Here is a 12951-nt window from a genome sequence, read left to right as displayed (position 1 = left end):
ATGACTCAGCGCCCGCAGCCGGACCCGCCCGCAGTCGACCTGAGCGGCCTGCTGGGCTCACTGCAGACTCTGCTGCTTGCCGGCCCGCGGCTGGAGGAGTTCCTCAACAAGGTTGCGTCGCTGGCCTCCGCGGTCACCAGCCCACCCGCGTCGTGCGGCATCACCGTGCACCAGGGCGGAGAGCCGATCACGGTGGCCACCAGCGACGATCGAGCGTCGGTGGTCGACCAGAAGCAGTATGCCTTCGGCGAAGGCCCGTGCATCGACACGCTCAACACAGGCCACATCATCGAGGTGAAGGACCAGGCCGCCGACGAGAGGTGGCCGAAGTACAACCCCGCCGCTGCCGAGCTCGGCGTCCAGTGTTCCCTCAGCCTGCCGCTGAACGTGGACGAGGAGACCCTCGGCGCCCTCAACTTCTACGTGTTCGACCACCCGAACGCGTTCGACGGCGACCAGCGGGCCCGGGCGGAGACGTTCGCCGCGCAGGCGTCGACTGCGCTGGCGCTCACCGTGCGTCACACCGAACAGGCCGACCTCACCACCCAACTCGAGCAGGCCCTGGTCTCCCGTACGTACATCGACCAGGCCGTCGGCATCGTGATGGGGCAGCAACGATGCGACGCCGACCAGGCGTTCGACATCCTCCGCAGGCACTCGCAGAACAACAATCGGCGGCTACGCGAGGTGGCCGTCGACCTCATCAACCGGGTGAGCGGGAAGCCTCCCGTCCCTCCCCGGCCTTTCGAACGCTGAGTACAGCGCTACAGTGGCACGCGGTTGGGAAAACAGCCGGTGGCCGAAAGGCCGCATCCGTGCACCCCTGCCGAAGGACGGCCATGATCAAGCCGACCCCGACCCTCCAACCGCGCTGTGACTCTCCGGACATCGTTCCGGTCGGCGCCCGCGAAACTCTCCCGGACAACTTCCCCGGGAACCATTCCGAAAACCTTCCCGCGGCCGGAACGCTCGTTCCCGCCGTCGAGGTTTCCTGCACCGAGATCGGCCGCCACCTCGTCGTCGCCCTGTCCGGTGACATCGACGTGGCGACGGCCTCCCAGGTCCGCTCGGATCTGCTGCCGCTCATCCACCACGGCCGGCCGGTCGTGGTGGTCGACCTGAGCGGGGTGCCGTTCCTGGACTCCACCGGCCTGGGCACGCTCCTCGCCGTTCACCGCCGCGCCGACGCACTCGACGTGGCGCTGCGCCTGGCCGCGCCGCCCCGCGGTCCGCGCCGGGCTCTGCACATCACCGGCCTGGACCGGGTGTTCGACGTCTACCCCACCCTGGACGATGCGCTGCGCCCCGACCGCGCCGAACCCCGCAGCACCGAACCAGTCGGCACCGAACCAGTCGGCACCGAACCAGTCGGCACCGAACCGCTCGGTGCCGCGTCGACGGGAACCGAAGCCGCCGGCGCCTGAGTGGCCGCCCGCCGGCGCTCCGCCCGCAGACGGCGGCCGCCCCGGGCGTACCACCCGGCGAGCAGTGCCACCGCGAGCAGCACCTCCACCGCGTCTCCGCCGTAGAACATCACCTGCGCACCGAGCCGAACCTGCTCGGCGCCACCGGCAGCACGGGGCAAGGTCTCGGCGTACATCAGTTTGGCGAGTACGTCGTGACTGCCGGCGACGAGCAGCAGCACGACCGCGGCGGTACGCGTGGAGGGGCGGCGGGGCATCGGGTCGCGGCCGGCGACGTACCACGCGAGCAGGCATCCGGCCAGCACCATGTGTACGTCGACCAGCAGGCCGAGCGCGCGATCCCGGCCGGCGGCGGCGAACAGTGGGGTGAGGTAGAACGCGTACATCCCGCCGACCTCGAGCACCAGCACGACCGGCGCCCAGGTGAGGACGCGCGCGGCCCGGCTGTGCAGGACGGCGAGCAGCAACCGCCGCGCGTCTCCGGTGAGCGTCCGCAGGGCGAGCGTCACCGGCGCGGACAGCGCCAGCAACAGCGGCGCGAGCATGGCGAGGACCAGGTGCCGCACCACGTGCGCCGGGAACGGCGCGCCCGGCGGCATCAGCGGTGTCAGCGTCAGCACCGGGGTCAGGGTGGCGAGCAGGCCGGCCAGCCCGGCCGCGGCCGCTGCCGTACGCCGCCACGGCCACCGACCCCCGCGAGCTCGTACCCGGCCGGCCGCGCGACCGTACGCCACAGCGCCGGCGACCACCGGAACCAGCGCCAGCCAGGTGCCGCCCATCGCGTGCCCGGTCATGCCGTGGCCGGTCATCGCCAGCCTGTCATGGCATGCCGGTCATCGAGGGCCCGTCATCGTTCGGCGATCGCACGTGGCGCGCCGCGCAGCAGGAACAGCCCGACGAGCAGCCCGAGGAGGCCGGTGAGGTTCCACACCAGGTCGTACGGCAGGAGCTCGACGCCGTACCGGATCTGGTGCAGGCCCAGCACCTTGTGCTGGAACAGCCCGTCGTACACCTGGAAGCCGCCCCAGCCGAGCAGCCCGCCGGCCCACACCCGCTTCGGCACCGTGGCGTGCCGCCGGTGCAGGTCGGCGTACATGAACAGCCCGCCGACGATCGCCAGCCAGCCGGCGGCGTGGAAGTAGCCGTCGGAGACCAGCCCGGCCGTCGGGGTGGAGCGGTCGTAGAAGTGGTGCCAGTGCAGCAGCTGGTGGAAGAGCGTCTCGTCGAGGAACGCCGCAACTCCCATCCCGATCAGCACACCCGCGAGGATCGAGCGGCCGGTGCCGTCGTAGGGCGGGCGGGAGTACGGGATGCCGCCGCCGACCCGGTCACGCGACCCGCTGTCGCTGGGCGGGGTTTCCGACACTGCGGCCTCCTGTCGACGCGGCGGGTGGACGAACGTGTCATGCGCCTACCCGGCACCGGCCCGGGTAACCACCGGCCGCTCGCCCATGACAGGCACTCGCGGCCGGTGGCCGCCCGTCACCTCAGGTGTCGTCGACTCCCGGTGATCGGCTCAGGTGGCCGTGGCGTCCCCGACGCCGGCGGACAGGATCTCGGCGATCCGGTCGCCGGTCGGGTGCGACTCGAGGTCCTCCAGAGTCGCCGGCAGGGCCAGCGACCAGTTGTCGCGGTGCGCGTCGGCGCCCGGCATGTTGGGACGCTCGGGCTCCACCAGCGCGTCGTCGAGTGTGGCGGTGAGCAGCGTGGCGGGAGCTCGGGCGAGCAGTTCGTACGCGGCCAGCACGGCGGCGTCGGAGCCGGCGTCGTCGTCCAGCCCACCGGTCTTGGCCAGCCGGTCGCGGATCGCAGCCGTGCTCTCCTCGTTCGGCTGCTGGCCCAGGCGGCGCTGGCTCTCCAGGTCGCTGCCGTCCCAGAGTCCGGCCACCGTGGGCAGGTCGTGGGTGGTGACCGCGGCCATCGACTTCGCCGGCCAGGTGGTCGGGTCGTCCTCCTCGAACCACAGCAGGCGGTACGACAGGATGTCGCGTTCGGACAGCTGCTCGCGGACACCCTCCTCGACCGTCCCGAGGTCCTCGCCCACCACGGCGGCACTGGCGCGGGTGCTCTCCAGCGCCACCAGAGAGAGCAGGTCACGGGTGGGGTAGCGCACGTAGGCGCCACCGCCGGGTCCGTTGTGGTCGGGGATCCACCACAGCCGGAACAGCCCCATCACGTGGTCGACCCGCAGGCCACCGCCGGCGGACATGCCGGCCCGGATGGTGTCGATGAACGGCTGGTAGTTGGCCGCCCGCAGCCGCCACGGGATGAACGGCGGCAGCCCCCAGTCCTGTCCGAGCTGGTTGAACTCGTCCGGCGGGGCGCCGACCGACGCCTCCAGCGCCACGAGGTCCTGCCACTCCCAGGCGTCGAAGCCGTGCGGGTCGAACCCGATCGGCAGGTCCTGCATCACCGCAAGGTCGCGGCCGGCCGCGGCGAGCTGGCCCTCGACCAGCCACTGCAGCCAGGCGTGGAACCGCACCCGGTCGGCGTGCTTCTCCCCGGCCTCGGCGACCGCGGGTCCCTGCGGACGGGCCAGCTCGGCCGGCCACTCCTGCCAGTCGGCGCCGTGCTGCTCGACCAGCACCGACCAGGTGGCGAACTGCCGCAGCGAGGCCGGCTGGTCGGCGTACCACCGATCGAACTCCGGGCCCGCGCCGCCGGCGCGCCAGATGGCCTCCAGGGCGGACTGCTTCAACTGCCACACGGCGTCCCGGTCGATGGTGCGGTGGTCGTTCAGCTCGCGGCCGGCCGCGGCGGCAAGGCGTACGTCGTCGGCCGCGAGCTCAGCGCCGGGCACGTCCTCGACGTGGAGGTAGAGAGGGTTGCGGAACCTGCGGCTGGCGGGGAAGTACGGACTCGGCTGCTGTGGCAGGGACGGCGCTGGCGCACCGATCGGGTTGACGAGGAGGAAGCCCGCCCCGCGTTGCCGGGACCAGCGGGCCAGCCGGGCCAGGTCGGCGAGGTCGCCCATCCCCCAGCTCTGCCGCGACCGCGTGGCGTACAGCTGGGAGGCCCATCCCCATGCCCGCCAGCCTTCCGGCAGGTGGCAGCGGCGGGGGGCGACGATCAGCCCGCGTTCGGTGCCGGAGGGGCCGACGAACGTGTGGTAGCCGAGGGGAAGGTCGGCAGGGGTTCGGGTGCGCACCTGGACGGTCCCGCCGTCTTCCAGCACGACCTCTCCGGGGCCGGTGTGAGTCTGCTCATCTTCGTCGACGATCAGCGGCCCGGCGGCTTCGGTGGGGGTGCCGATGATCTCCCGCAGGCGCTCGACCACCTCGGTGGGGACCTGCTGCTCCTTGTCCGTCGCGTCGACGTACCGGCTCTCGATCCCCCATGCGTCGGGCATCGCACCTCCAAGATCTGCTGGAACCCCGTCATCATCCCGCAGATGGGAAATCTCGCACGGCGGCCGAACCGAAGTGGCCACGGAGCCGGACGGGGAGCCGGACACAAACCCGGACAAGGAAAAGGCCCGCACCACATGGGTGCGGGCCCTGCCTTTAACGGTCAACGCTCGGAAAGGGCGTTGCCTTCAGATCCGGATCAGACCGGACGGATGTTCTCCGCCTGCGGGCCCTTCTGGCCCTGCGTGACGTCGAACTCCACCTTCTGGCCCTCGAACAGCTCACGGTAACCCGTGGACTGGATGTTCGAGTAGTGAGCGAAAACGTCGGCGCCGCCGCCGTCCTGCTCGATGAAGCCGAAGCCCTTTTCCGAGTTGAACCACTTGACCGTGCCAGTCGCCATGCTTGCTCCTTCAGGGATGCGTTGCCGAACCCGCACCGTGTGTACGGGTCGGAGTCGCCGCTACGAGTGCCCCTCCGGAGGAAAGTCCGGAAAACAAAGCGCCCGGCGGTCGCAACCGACGAGCGCGTAAACGTTCATGGGTACCACAACTGCAACTCAAGCCATGAGGTTAGCACGTCGGTGATCCGTTCGTCGCGCACCCTCGCCACGAGGCCGCAGATCGTGTCCTCAGCCCCGCCGTAGTGGTGGCGGACTACCGTCCGACCGCAGGAGAATTGGTCCCATGACCAAGCGCAAGCCGCCGGGAATCGGCTTCGAGTCGTGGGCCGACCAGCAGATCCGTGAGGCGACAGAACGTGGCGAGTTCGACAACCTGCCCGGGGCGGGCAAACCCCTCGCCGACCTGGACAAGCCCTACGACGAAGTGTGGGTGATGCGCCATCTGCACAAGGAAGGACACTCCACCGAGGACCTACTCCCCCTCCCCCTGCAGTTGCGCAAGGAGGTCGAGCGGCTGCCCGAGACGGTCCGCACATTGCGTACGGAGCGTGAGGTACGCGAGGTGGTGGCCGACCTCAACCTCCGGATCGTCGCCTGGCTGAGGGCGCCGCTCGGGCCGCCCATTCCGGTCCGGCCGGCCAACGCCGACCAGGTGGTCGAACGCTGGCGGGCCGAGCGCACGGAGCGGGCGGGGCAAAAAGGAGACATCGCTCACATCGGCGATCCCGGCCCGGCCGAGCAGGCTCTGGCGAAGGCGCGGCGCAGACGGTTCGGGACCGGTGAGCCTGCGCCGGGCAGTCGCCCGGTCTGGTGGCGCCGAGCCCTGCGCCGTGGCCGCTCCACCTGACCCCGCTCCGGCGCCGGGTGCGGGGTCCGGCTCAGTCCTTGCGGCCGGACACGGCCACCGAAAGCCCCAACCCCACCATCGACAGGCCGCCGGCCCCGCCGACGACTTCCAGCCGTCGAGGCGAGCGGCCGAACCACGACCTGACCGCGCTCGCGGCGAAGGCCCAGGCGCTGTCGGACAGCATCGCGATGGCGAACGACACCAGGCTCAGGACGAGCATCTGGGCCGGCACGGCCCCTGCGTCCCGGTCGACGAACTGCGGCAGCACGGCGGCGAAGATGACGAACGCCTTCGGGTTGGCCACACCGACCACGAACCCCTCGCGCGCCGCCCGCCACCCGCTGCGTGGGGGCTCGGCCGCGGCGAACGCCTCGGCCAGTGAACGCCGGTGGCGGAACGCCTGGATCCCCAGCCAGACGAGGTAGGCGGCGCCGGCGTACCTCATCCCGCCGTACTCCACGGCGGCACCCTATGGTCACCTCACCCACCTTCGAGAGGACCCGCACCATGAGCAGCGAGCACACCGGCAGCGCCGCACCCACCCGCACCTCGATCGCGCCGTGGCTGGCCGTACGCGACGGGCAGGCAGCGGTCGACTTCTACCGGGCCGCGTTCGGTGCGGTCGTGGCCTACCGGCTCGACGACGACGGCGGCCGGCCGGTGGTCGCACAACTGGAGGTGGACGGTGCGGCGTTCTGGATCCAGGACGACCCCGAGAACAGCCCGACAGCGAGCGTCCCGCACGGGTCCGGCGGGCCGGTGCGGATGATCCTCACCGTCGCCGACCCGGACCGGCTCTTCGATCAGGCGGTCGCCGCCGGCGCCACCACGATCGCCGAGGTGCACGAGGACCACGGCTGGCGGGTGGGCCGGATCGCCGACCCGTCCGGCCACCACTGGGAGATCGGCCGCCAGACCGGCTCCGGCGCCTGACCGTCCCCCTCGTTTCCACATCAGGACGCTCTGCAGCGCGCCGTTTACAGGAGGATCAAATATGACTTAATGTGTGCTCGCCCATTGAAGATCACCCAGTGGCGATCACACGGTCGGCGATCAGATCGGTAGGCACCCCATGCCCTCTGCCCAGAAGCTGCGCTCGGTCGCGGTGGCCCTCGCCTGCACGGTCGCGACCATCCCGATGGTCGCCGCCTGCGGGTCGTCCGGCTCCGACAAGCCGTCCGCCGGACCGGTGACGCTGACCATGAGCGCGTGGGGCGGAGACGTGGACAAGAAGGTCTACGAGCAACGGCTCGCCCTGGCGCACAAGAAGTACCCGAACATCAAGGTCAAGCTCCAGATGGCGCCGGGTGGTGAGGACTACTCGCAGAAGATCTCCACCGCCATCGCCGGCGGCAAGGGCCCGGACATCCTCGAACTCGCCGAGCAGACGTCGGCGTTCGCGACCAAGAACCAGATCCTGCCGCTGGACGACAAGGTGAAGGCGAGCAAGCTGGACCTGACGAGGATGTTCGGCCCGACGGTGCCGAAGATCTTCCAGTACGACGGCCGGCAGTACGCCATCCCGGACCGTTCCGGCGCGATGGTTCTCTACTACAACAAGAAGTCGTTCGACCGGGCCGGGGTGAAGTACCCCACCGCCGACTGGTCCTGGGACGACCTGCTCGCCGCTTCGCGCAAGCTCACCGTCCGGGACAACGGCAAGGTGAAGCAGTGGGGCTTCGCCACCATCTCCTGGTGGCCGTACTGGATGACGTTCATGTACCAGAACGGTGGCCGGATCCTGGACGCCAAGGGCGCGCCGGCGGTGAACACGCCGCAGAACGTCGCGGCCATGAAGTGGTACAACGACCTTGCCTGGAAGGAGAAGGTCTCCCCCACCCCGCGTGACTTCGCCAACTACGGCCAGGGCGTCGGGCCCGACCAACTGTTCGCGCAAGGAAAGCTTGCCATGGAGATCACCGGCTTCTGGAACATCTCCGCGGCCAACAGCGTCAAGGGCCTCGACTGGGACATCTCCCCGCTCTGGCACGGCAAGAAGCCCGCGACCAGTGCCTTCTTCAACGGCCTTGCGGTGTCCCGCAGCTCCAAGCACGCGGCCGACGCGTGGAAGGTGATCGAGTTCATGGCGAGTGAGGAGGGCCAGCGGCCGATCATCGACAACGCCGAGGACGCGCCGGCCAACGTGCTCGTCCAGCGCAGCGACGCGTTCCTCAAGCCGAAGTGGGCCAAGCGCGACGTCGACATGAACGCCTTCGGCGACTCAGCCGACGCGATCTTCGTGCCGCCGCTCACCCCGCAGTGGAACGAGATGCTCAAGGTCTTCACCGACAACATCGAGCTGATGATGAACAACAAGGTCACCCCGGAGAAGGCGCTGGCCACGATCCAGCAGCGGCTCGGGCCGGTCATGAAGCAGGGCAGCTGACACCTCGGTGAGCACCGACACCTCCTCCGTGAGCACCGACGTGACGGGCGGGGCGACGGCCACCTCCGCGGGCCCGACGTCCCAGCCGCCGCGGTGGACGCAACGCCGCCGCGAGGCGCTGTGGTTCTACGTGATGGTCTCGCCCTGGCTGGTCGGGTTCGTCGTCTTCCTCGCCGGGCCCCTGCTCGCCTCGGCATACCTGAGTCTGACCGACTACGACCTGCTGACCCCGCCCCGGTGGGTGGGCCTGGCCAACTACGTGCGGATGTTCACCAAGGATCCGTTGTTCTGGAAGGTTCTGCGTAACACCGCGTACTACACGTTCCTTGTCGTCCCGCTGTCCACGGTGGTCTCGGTGGCGCTCGCAGCCCTGCTGAACAAGCCGGTTCCGGGGATGCGGGTCTACCGGACGATCGTCTACCTGCCCGCCCTGGTGCCGCTGGTGGCGAGCGCGATGCTGTTCGGCTGGGTGCTCGCTCCCGACGCCGGGCTGGTCAACCGCGCACTCCGGCTCGTCGGCATACACGGCCCCGCCTGGCTGCTGGAGGAGGCGTGGGTCGTCCCGGCGCTGGTGCTGATGTCCCTGTGGGGCGTGGGCACCGGCGTCGTCCTGCTGCTGGCGACCATGCAGGGCATCCCGGCCGAACTCCTCGAGGCCGCCACCATCGACGGCGCCGGACCGCGCCAGCGGTTCTTCCGCATCGTGTTGCCGATGTTGTCACCGGTCATCCTGTTCAATGTCGTGATGGGGCTGATCGGCGCGTTCCAGGTGTTCAGCCAGGTCTACATCCTCACCGGCGGCGGGCCGAACAACGCCAGCGAGACGCTCGTGCCGTACATCTTCGAGGAGGGCTTCAAGAACTACCGGATGGGGTACGCCTCGGCCCTGTCCTGGTTGCTGTTCGCGGTGATCATGGTGTGCACGGCGGTGGTGTTCCGGTCGTCCCCGCGCTGGGTCTTCTACGAGTCGGAGGTACGCCGATGACCGCGCCCGCACTGGCCGAGACCGCCCTCCCGGAGGACGCGGGCCGGGGGCGGCGGAGCAGGCCGGTCGGCAGTCACGGCCGGCGGGAGGCGGCGGTGTCGTACGGCGTCCTCACCGTGGTGTCGGCGGTGCTGTCGGCGCCGTTCGTGTTCATGGTGTCGATCGCGCTGTCCTCCGACGTGACCGTCCAGAAGGTGGCGTTCACCCTGCTGCCCAGGGAGTTCCACTTCGACAACTTCGTGCGGGTGCTGGGATCCGACGCCGACATGGCCCGGTGGATCCTGAACAGCCTGATCATCGTGACGTTCGCCTGCCTGGGGCAGATGTTCGTCAGCGCCATGGTGGCCTACGCGTTCGCCCGGCTGCGGGCGCCCGGGCGCTCGGCGCTGTTCGTGGTGCTGCTGTCCACGATGATGGTGCCGATGGAGGTGACGATCATCCCGCAGTTCGTGTTGTTCCGCGGGCTGGGCTGGATCGACACCCTGCTGCCGCTGATCGTGCCGAACCTCTTCGGCGGTGCGTACAACATCTTCCTGATGCGGCAGTTCATCACCCGGATCCCGCGCGAACTCGACGAGGCAGCGCAGGTCGACGGCCTCGGTCACTTCGGGATCTTCGCCCGGATCGTGCTGCCCCTGATGCGGCCGGTGATCGTGGCGGTCGGGGTGTTCAGCTTCTCGGCCTCGTGGGGTTCGTTCTTCGGCCCGCTCATCTACCTCAACACCGAGAGCAAGTACCCCTTGGCACTGGGCGTGCAGTTCCTGTCCGGCACCTCCACCAACGCGCAGACTCCGCCGTACAACCTGGTGATGGTGGGTGCGCTCTTCCTCACCCTGCCGATGGTGGCGGTCTACTTCTTCAGCCAGAAACACATCTACGAGGTCAACCTCGGCGCGGGCAGCGCGGGCATCCGCTGAGGGATCGGCCGGCCCCACCTCCCGTTCCCACCGGCCGGTCAGGCTCCCCGGCGGGTACGCCGCAACTGGGACAGGTCGTCCACCGCCCGGGTGAGCAGCGCGCGCATCTCGCGTTCCGCGCGCGCCGGGCTCCCCCGCCGGACCGCGGCCAGCACGGACCTGTGCACGGGCACGGAGTCCTCCGCGGCGCCGGAACCGTGCATGTGCCGGTCACGGACGGACAGGCCGACCTCGATGACGACCTCCATGCGTTCCAGGAGTTCGTTGTGGGCGGCGGCCAGCAGGGCGCGGTGGAAGGCGAGGTCGGCCTTGGTCATCGCGTCCGGGTCGTCACCGGCGGCCACCATCGCGGCCAGCGCGGCGTCCAGGGCGGCGAGGTCGTCGTCGGTGCGGCGTTCGGCGGCGAGCCGGGCACCCGCGGGTTCGACGATGCCGCGGATCTCGTGCAGGTTGGAGAAGAACGCGACGTCGGAGCGGCCGGAGAACTGCCAGCGCAGGATGTCGGCGTCGAGGAGGTTCCAGTCGGCGCGCGGCCGGACGTAGGTGCCGCGCTTCTGCCGGGCGGTGACCAGGCCCTTGGCGCCGAGCACCCGGAACGCCTCGCGGACGACGGTGCGGCTGATGCCGAGCTCGGACTCCAGGGCGACCCCGTCGATGGTCGCGCCCTCGGCGATCTCGCCGGAGAGGATCCGGCGGCCGATCACCTCGACGGTGTGCCCGTGGATGCCACGTCCGTCGTACTCCGCCATGCCCACATCCCTGGGTTCAGCACACCCGCCGAATATCCCCGCCGAATATACCCGCCGCCGGCACTGTGTCCCCGCCGTCGCCGGATCACTCCGGAGGCTGCTCGGACGGCGGCTGCCACAACAAGGCGCCCGCCCCCAGCCAGCCCACCAGGCTGACTCCGGCGAGGCACCAGAGGAGCAGACCGAGTTCGGGCCGCAGAGCGAAGGTGATCAGACCGAGGCCCGCGAATCCCGCGCAGGCGTACTTCAGTCCGTCGACGTACGGATTGCCGTCCAGCCGCTCCTGACCGTCACCGAGGCGGTAGAGGCCGCGTTCGTGGTCGCGACGCGCCCGCCAGCGTACGCGGAAAAGGGGATGCCGTGTCGCTCGGTCGGCGACCAGAATTGGGACATGCTGGTCGATCACTTCCCCCCGGTGGGCCTACGCCTGACGACGCCCCGGCTGGAGCTGCGGCTGCCCTCGACGGAGGAGCTCGCCGACCTTGCCGACGTGGCCGCCGAGGGCATCCACGACCCGGCCGCCATGCCGTTCCTGGTGCCCTGGACCGACCAGTCGCCGGCCGAGATCGCCCGCAGCGTCATCCTGCACCACTGGCTGCGGCTCGGTGGCTGGACTCCGCAGGCCTGGTCGCTCAACCTCACCGTGTTCTTCGAGGGCATGGTCGTAGGGCTGCAGACGATCGGCGCGTCCGACTTTGCGGTGACCAGGACGGTCAGCACCGGATCGTGGCTCGGCAGACGCCACCAGGGTCAGGGCATCGGCACCGAGATGCGCGCGGCCGTGCTCGACCTGGCGTTCACCGGCCTCGACGCGGACGAGGCGGTGTCGGGCGCCTTCGACCACAACCTCACGTCGTACGGGGTGTCCCGCAAGCTCGGCTACGTCGACGACGGCACCAAGCGGCACGCGGTCCGCGGCGAGCTCACCGTCGAGCGCAGGCTGCGGTTGACACGAGCCGAGTGGGAACGCCACCGGACCGTCCCGGTCATCATCGAGGGCCTCACCCCGTGCCTGCCGCTGCTCGGGGCCGGCTGACCTCCGCGTCGCCGTCGCCCAGCGCCATCGTGAGCTGCCGTCGGCGGGCCGGGTCCTGGCTGCGCGGATACAGGCCCTGGTAGGCGTAGCGGGCCGCGCCGGTCGGGTAGGTGTCCGGCCCGGCCCAGATGCCGATGACGTTGCGCCGGGGCGAGCTCGACCTGTTGGCGCCGCCCCCGTGCAGGATGTTGACGTGGAAGATCACCGCCGAGCCGGCCGGGCAGGTGACGGTCCGGCGTTCGAGGTCGGGGGGTAGGTCCTCCTCGCGGATGTCCTGGTCGCCGACCGCGACGTTCTCGTCGGCCAGCAGGTGGCTGCCGGGCAGGACGACGGTGGCGCCGTTCTCCTCGGTCATGTCGTCCAGGCACAGCATCGCGGTGAGCAGGTTGGGCGTGGAGTGGTAGAGGTACGGGAGGTCGCGGTGCCAGACGAAGGCACCGCTGGCCCCGGGCGCCTTGTTGACGCACTTGTAGTTGTGGAAGTGGAACTCCCTGCTGCCGAACAACGCCTGCAGGACGTCCAGCAGCGGGTCGTACCTGATGAGTTCGGCGAACACCGGCTCGAACACCGGTAGCTCCATCACCAGCCGCACCGCCCGGCCGAGCCTGGTGACGTCGCGGTCCTCGTCGCCGTCGGGGCGGGCGTACTCGCGTTCCAGTTGTACGTGCGCCCGCAGGTGCGGCGGCAGGCTGTCCGGGTCGTCGACGATCCTGCCGACGGCCGTGCGCAACGCTGTCAACGTCTCCTTGTCGAGGCAGTCCTCGACCACGAGGTAGCCGTCCCGGGCGTAGTCGGTCCGCCAGCGTTCGGGTTCGCTTCTCATCAACCGGCTCCCCTTGGTCGTCTGCCCGTCGGTC

General features: G+C 70.1%; 15 protein-coding genes and 1 pseudogene. 8 read left to right on the top strand and 8 right to left on the bottom strand.

Going from position 1 to position 12951, the window contains the following annotated elements; all coding sequences use genetic code 11:
* Together ABZV93_RS00975 and ABZV93_RS00970 are read left to right on the top strand one after the other, a co-directional pair.
* Positions 1-756 (top strand): GAF and ANTAR domain-containing protein, encoded by a 756-nt coding sequence (locus tag ABZV93_RS00975; RefSeq protein ID WP_354928262.1) that lies wholly within the window; start codon positions 1-3, stop codon positions 754-756.
* Between the two features lie 83 nt (positions 757-839).
* Positions 840-1250, top strand: a pseudogene (locus ABZV93_RS00970) (STAS domain-containing protein); the annotation flags it as partial.
* A 26-nt stretch (positions 1251-1276) separates the two neighbouring features.
* Here ABZV93_RS00970 and ABZV93_RS00965 read toward each other — a convergent pair.
* The 4 genes from ABZV93_RS00965 to ABZV93_RS00950 form a co-directional block, all read right to left on the bottom strand.
* Positions 1277-2233, bottom strand: a complete 957-nt coding sequence (locus ABZV93_RS00965) for a cytochrome c oxidase assembly protein (RefSeq protein ID WP_354928259.1) — start codon at positions 2231-2233, stop codon at positions 1277-1279.
* Positions 2234-2271: 38 nt separating this feature from the next.
* Positions 2272-2790, bottom strand: a complete 519-nt coding sequence (locus ABZV93_RS00960) for a DUF2243 domain-containing protein (RefSeq protein WP_354928256.1) — start codon at positions 2788-2790, stop codon at positions 2272-2274.
* A gap of 150 nt (positions 2791-2940) precedes the next feature.
* On the bottom strand, positions 2941-4773 hold the full coding sequence (malQ, locus tag ABZV93_RS00955; RefSeq protein ID WP_354928253.1) for a 4-alpha-glucanotransferase: 1833 nt from the start codon (positions 4771-4773) through the stop codon (positions 2941-2943).
* Between the two features lie 197 nt (positions 4774-4970).
* A complete protein-coding gene (locus ABZV93_RS00950; RefSeq protein ID WP_092653593.1) occupies positions 4971-5174 on the bottom strand; it encodes a cold-shock protein in 204 nt (67 codons plus the stop codon).
* Between the two features lie 283 nt (positions 5175-5457).
* Between ABZV93_RS00950 and ABZV93_RS00945 the strand changes: the two genes are divergently transcribed.
* Positions 5458-6021 (top strand): DUF1992 domain-containing protein, encoded by a 564-nt coding sequence (locus tag ABZV93_RS00945; RefSeq protein WP_354928249.1) that lies wholly within the window; start codon positions 5458-5460, stop codon positions 6019-6021.
* Positions 6022-6052: 31 nt separating this feature from the next.
* On the opposite strand, the gene ABZV93_RS00940 is transcribed toward ABZV93_RS00945, so the two are convergent.
* A complete protein-coding gene (locus ABZV93_RS00940) occupies positions 6053-6481 on the bottom strand; it encodes a LysE family translocator (RefSeq protein WP_354928247.1) in 429 nt (142 codons plus the stop codon).
* A gap of 47 nt (positions 6482-6528) precedes the next feature.
* Between ABZV93_RS00940 and ABZV93_RS00935 the strand changes: the two genes are divergently transcribed.
* The 4 genes from ABZV93_RS00935 to ABZV93_RS00920 all read left to right on the top strand — a co-directional run bounded on the left by ABZV93_RS00935 (position 6529) and on the right by ABZV93_RS00920 (position 10309).
* On the top strand, positions 6529-6954 hold the full coding sequence (locus ABZV93_RS00935; protein ID WP_354928244.1) for a VOC family protein: 426 nt from the start codon (positions 6529-6531) through the stop codon (positions 6952-6954).
* Positions 6955-7093: 139 nt separating this feature from the next.
* On the top strand, positions 7094-8407 hold the full coding sequence (locus ABZV93_RS00930) for a sugar ABC transporter substrate-binding protein (protein ID WP_354928241.1): 1314 nt from the start codon (positions 7094-7096) through the stop codon (positions 8405-8407).
* Positions 8408-8414: 7 nt separating this feature from the next.
* Complete coding sequence (locus tag ABZV93_RS00925; protein WP_354928238.1) at positions 8415-9392, top strand: sugar ABC transporter permease; 978 nt, start codon at positions 8415-8417, stop codon at positions 9390-9392.
* A complete protein-coding gene (locus ABZV93_RS00920; RefSeq protein ID WP_354928235.1) occupies positions 9389-10309 on the top strand; it encodes a carbohydrate ABC transporter permease in 921 nt (306 codons plus the stop codon). The genes ABZV93_RS00925 and ABZV93_RS00920 overlap by 4 nt, the downstream gene beginning before the upstream one ends.
* Positions 10310-10347: 38 nt before the next feature.
* On the opposite strand, the gene ABZV93_RS00915 is transcribed toward ABZV93_RS00920, so the two are convergent.
* Both ABZV93_RS00915 and ABZV93_RS00910 read right to left on the bottom strand, forming a co-directional pair.
* Positions 10348-11058: an FCD domain-containing protein gene (locus ABZV93_RS00915; RefSeq protein WP_354928232.1), complete on the bottom strand. Its 711-nt coding sequence runs from the start codon at positions 11056-11058 to the stop codon at positions 10348-10350.
* A gap of 85 nt (positions 11059-11143) precedes the next feature.
* Positions 11144-11464, bottom strand: coding sequence for a hypothetical protein (locus tag ABZV93_RS00910; protein WP_354928229.1), 321 nt, complete (start codon positions 11462-11464; stop codon positions 11144-11146).
* On the opposite strand from ABZV93_RS00910, the gene ABZV93_RS00905 reads away from it, so the two are divergent.
* Positions 11450-12094, top strand: a complete 645-nt coding sequence (locus ABZV93_RS00905) for a GNAT family protein (protein ID WP_354928226.1) — start codon at positions 11450-11452, stop codon at positions 12092-12094. The genes ABZV93_RS00910 and ABZV93_RS00905 overlap by 15 nt on opposite strands.
* Here the strand turns inward: ABZV93_RS00905 and ABZV93_RS00900 are convergent.
* Complete coding sequence (locus tag ABZV93_RS00900) at positions 12060-12917, bottom strand: phytanoyl-CoA dioxygenase family protein (RefSeq protein ID WP_354928223.1); 858 nt, start codon at positions 12915-12917, stop codon at positions 12060-12062. The two genes, ABZV93_RS00905 and ABZV93_RS00900, sit on opposite strands and share 35 nt — an antisense overlap.
* Positions 12918-12951 lie beyond the last annotated feature (34 nt).

Source organism: Actinopolymorpha sp. NPDC004070 (assembly GCF_040610475.1).
Taxonomy (GTDB): domain Bacteria; phylum Actinomycetota; class Actinomycetes; order Propionibacteriales; family Actinopolymorphaceae; genus Actinopolymorpha.
Note: the sequence above shows the minus strand (reverse complement) of the source record. Positions and strands in the feature narration are given on the sequence as shown.

Bases quoted from the DNA above. Each gene is read 5' to 3' on its own strand.
- ABZV93_RS00975 (WP_354928262.1), top strand. From the start codon at position 1: ATGACTCAGCGCCCGCAGCCGGACCCGCCCGCAGTCGACCTGAGCGGC.
- ABZV93_RS00965 (WP_354928259.1), bottom strand. From the start codon at position 2,233: ATGACCGGCCACGGCATGACCGGGCACGCGATGGGCGGCACCTGGCTG.
- malQ (WP_354928253.1), bottom strand. From the start codon at position 4,773: ATGCCCGACGCATGGGGGATCGAGAGCCGGTACGTCGACGCGACGGAC.
- ABZV93_RS00950 (WP_092653593.1), bottom strand. From the start codon at position 5,174: ATGGCGACTGGCACGGTCAAGTGGTTCAACTCGGAAAAGGGCTTCGGC.
- ABZV93_RS00945 (WP_354928249.1), top strand. From the start codon at position 5,458: ATGACCAAGCGCAAGCCGCCGGGAATCGGCTTCGAGTCGTGGGCCGAC.
- ABZV93_RS00935 (WP_354928244.1), top strand. From the start codon at position 6,529: ATGAGCAGCGAGCACACCGGCAGCGCCGCACCCACCCGCACCTCGATC.
- ABZV93_RS00930 (WP_354928241.1), top strand. From the start codon at position 7,094: ATGCCCTCTGCCCAGAAGCTGCGCTCGGTCGCGGTGGCCCTCGCCTGC.
- ABZV93_RS00920 (WP_354928235.1), top strand. From the start codon at position 9,389: ATGACCGCGCCCGCACTGGCCGAGACCGCCCTCCCGGAGGACGCGGGC.
- ABZV93_RS00915 (WP_354928232.1), bottom strand. From the start codon at position 11,058: ATGGCGGAGTACGACGGACGTGGCATCCACGGGCACACCGTCGAGGTG.
- ABZV93_RS00905 (WP_354928226.1), top strand. From the start codon at position 11,450: ATGCTGGTCGATCACTTCCCCCCGGTGGGCCTACGCCTGACGACGCCC.
- ABZV93_RS00900 (WP_354928223.1), bottom strand. From the start codon at position 12,917: ATGAGAAGCGAACCCGAACGCTGGCGGACCGACTACGCCCGGGACGGC.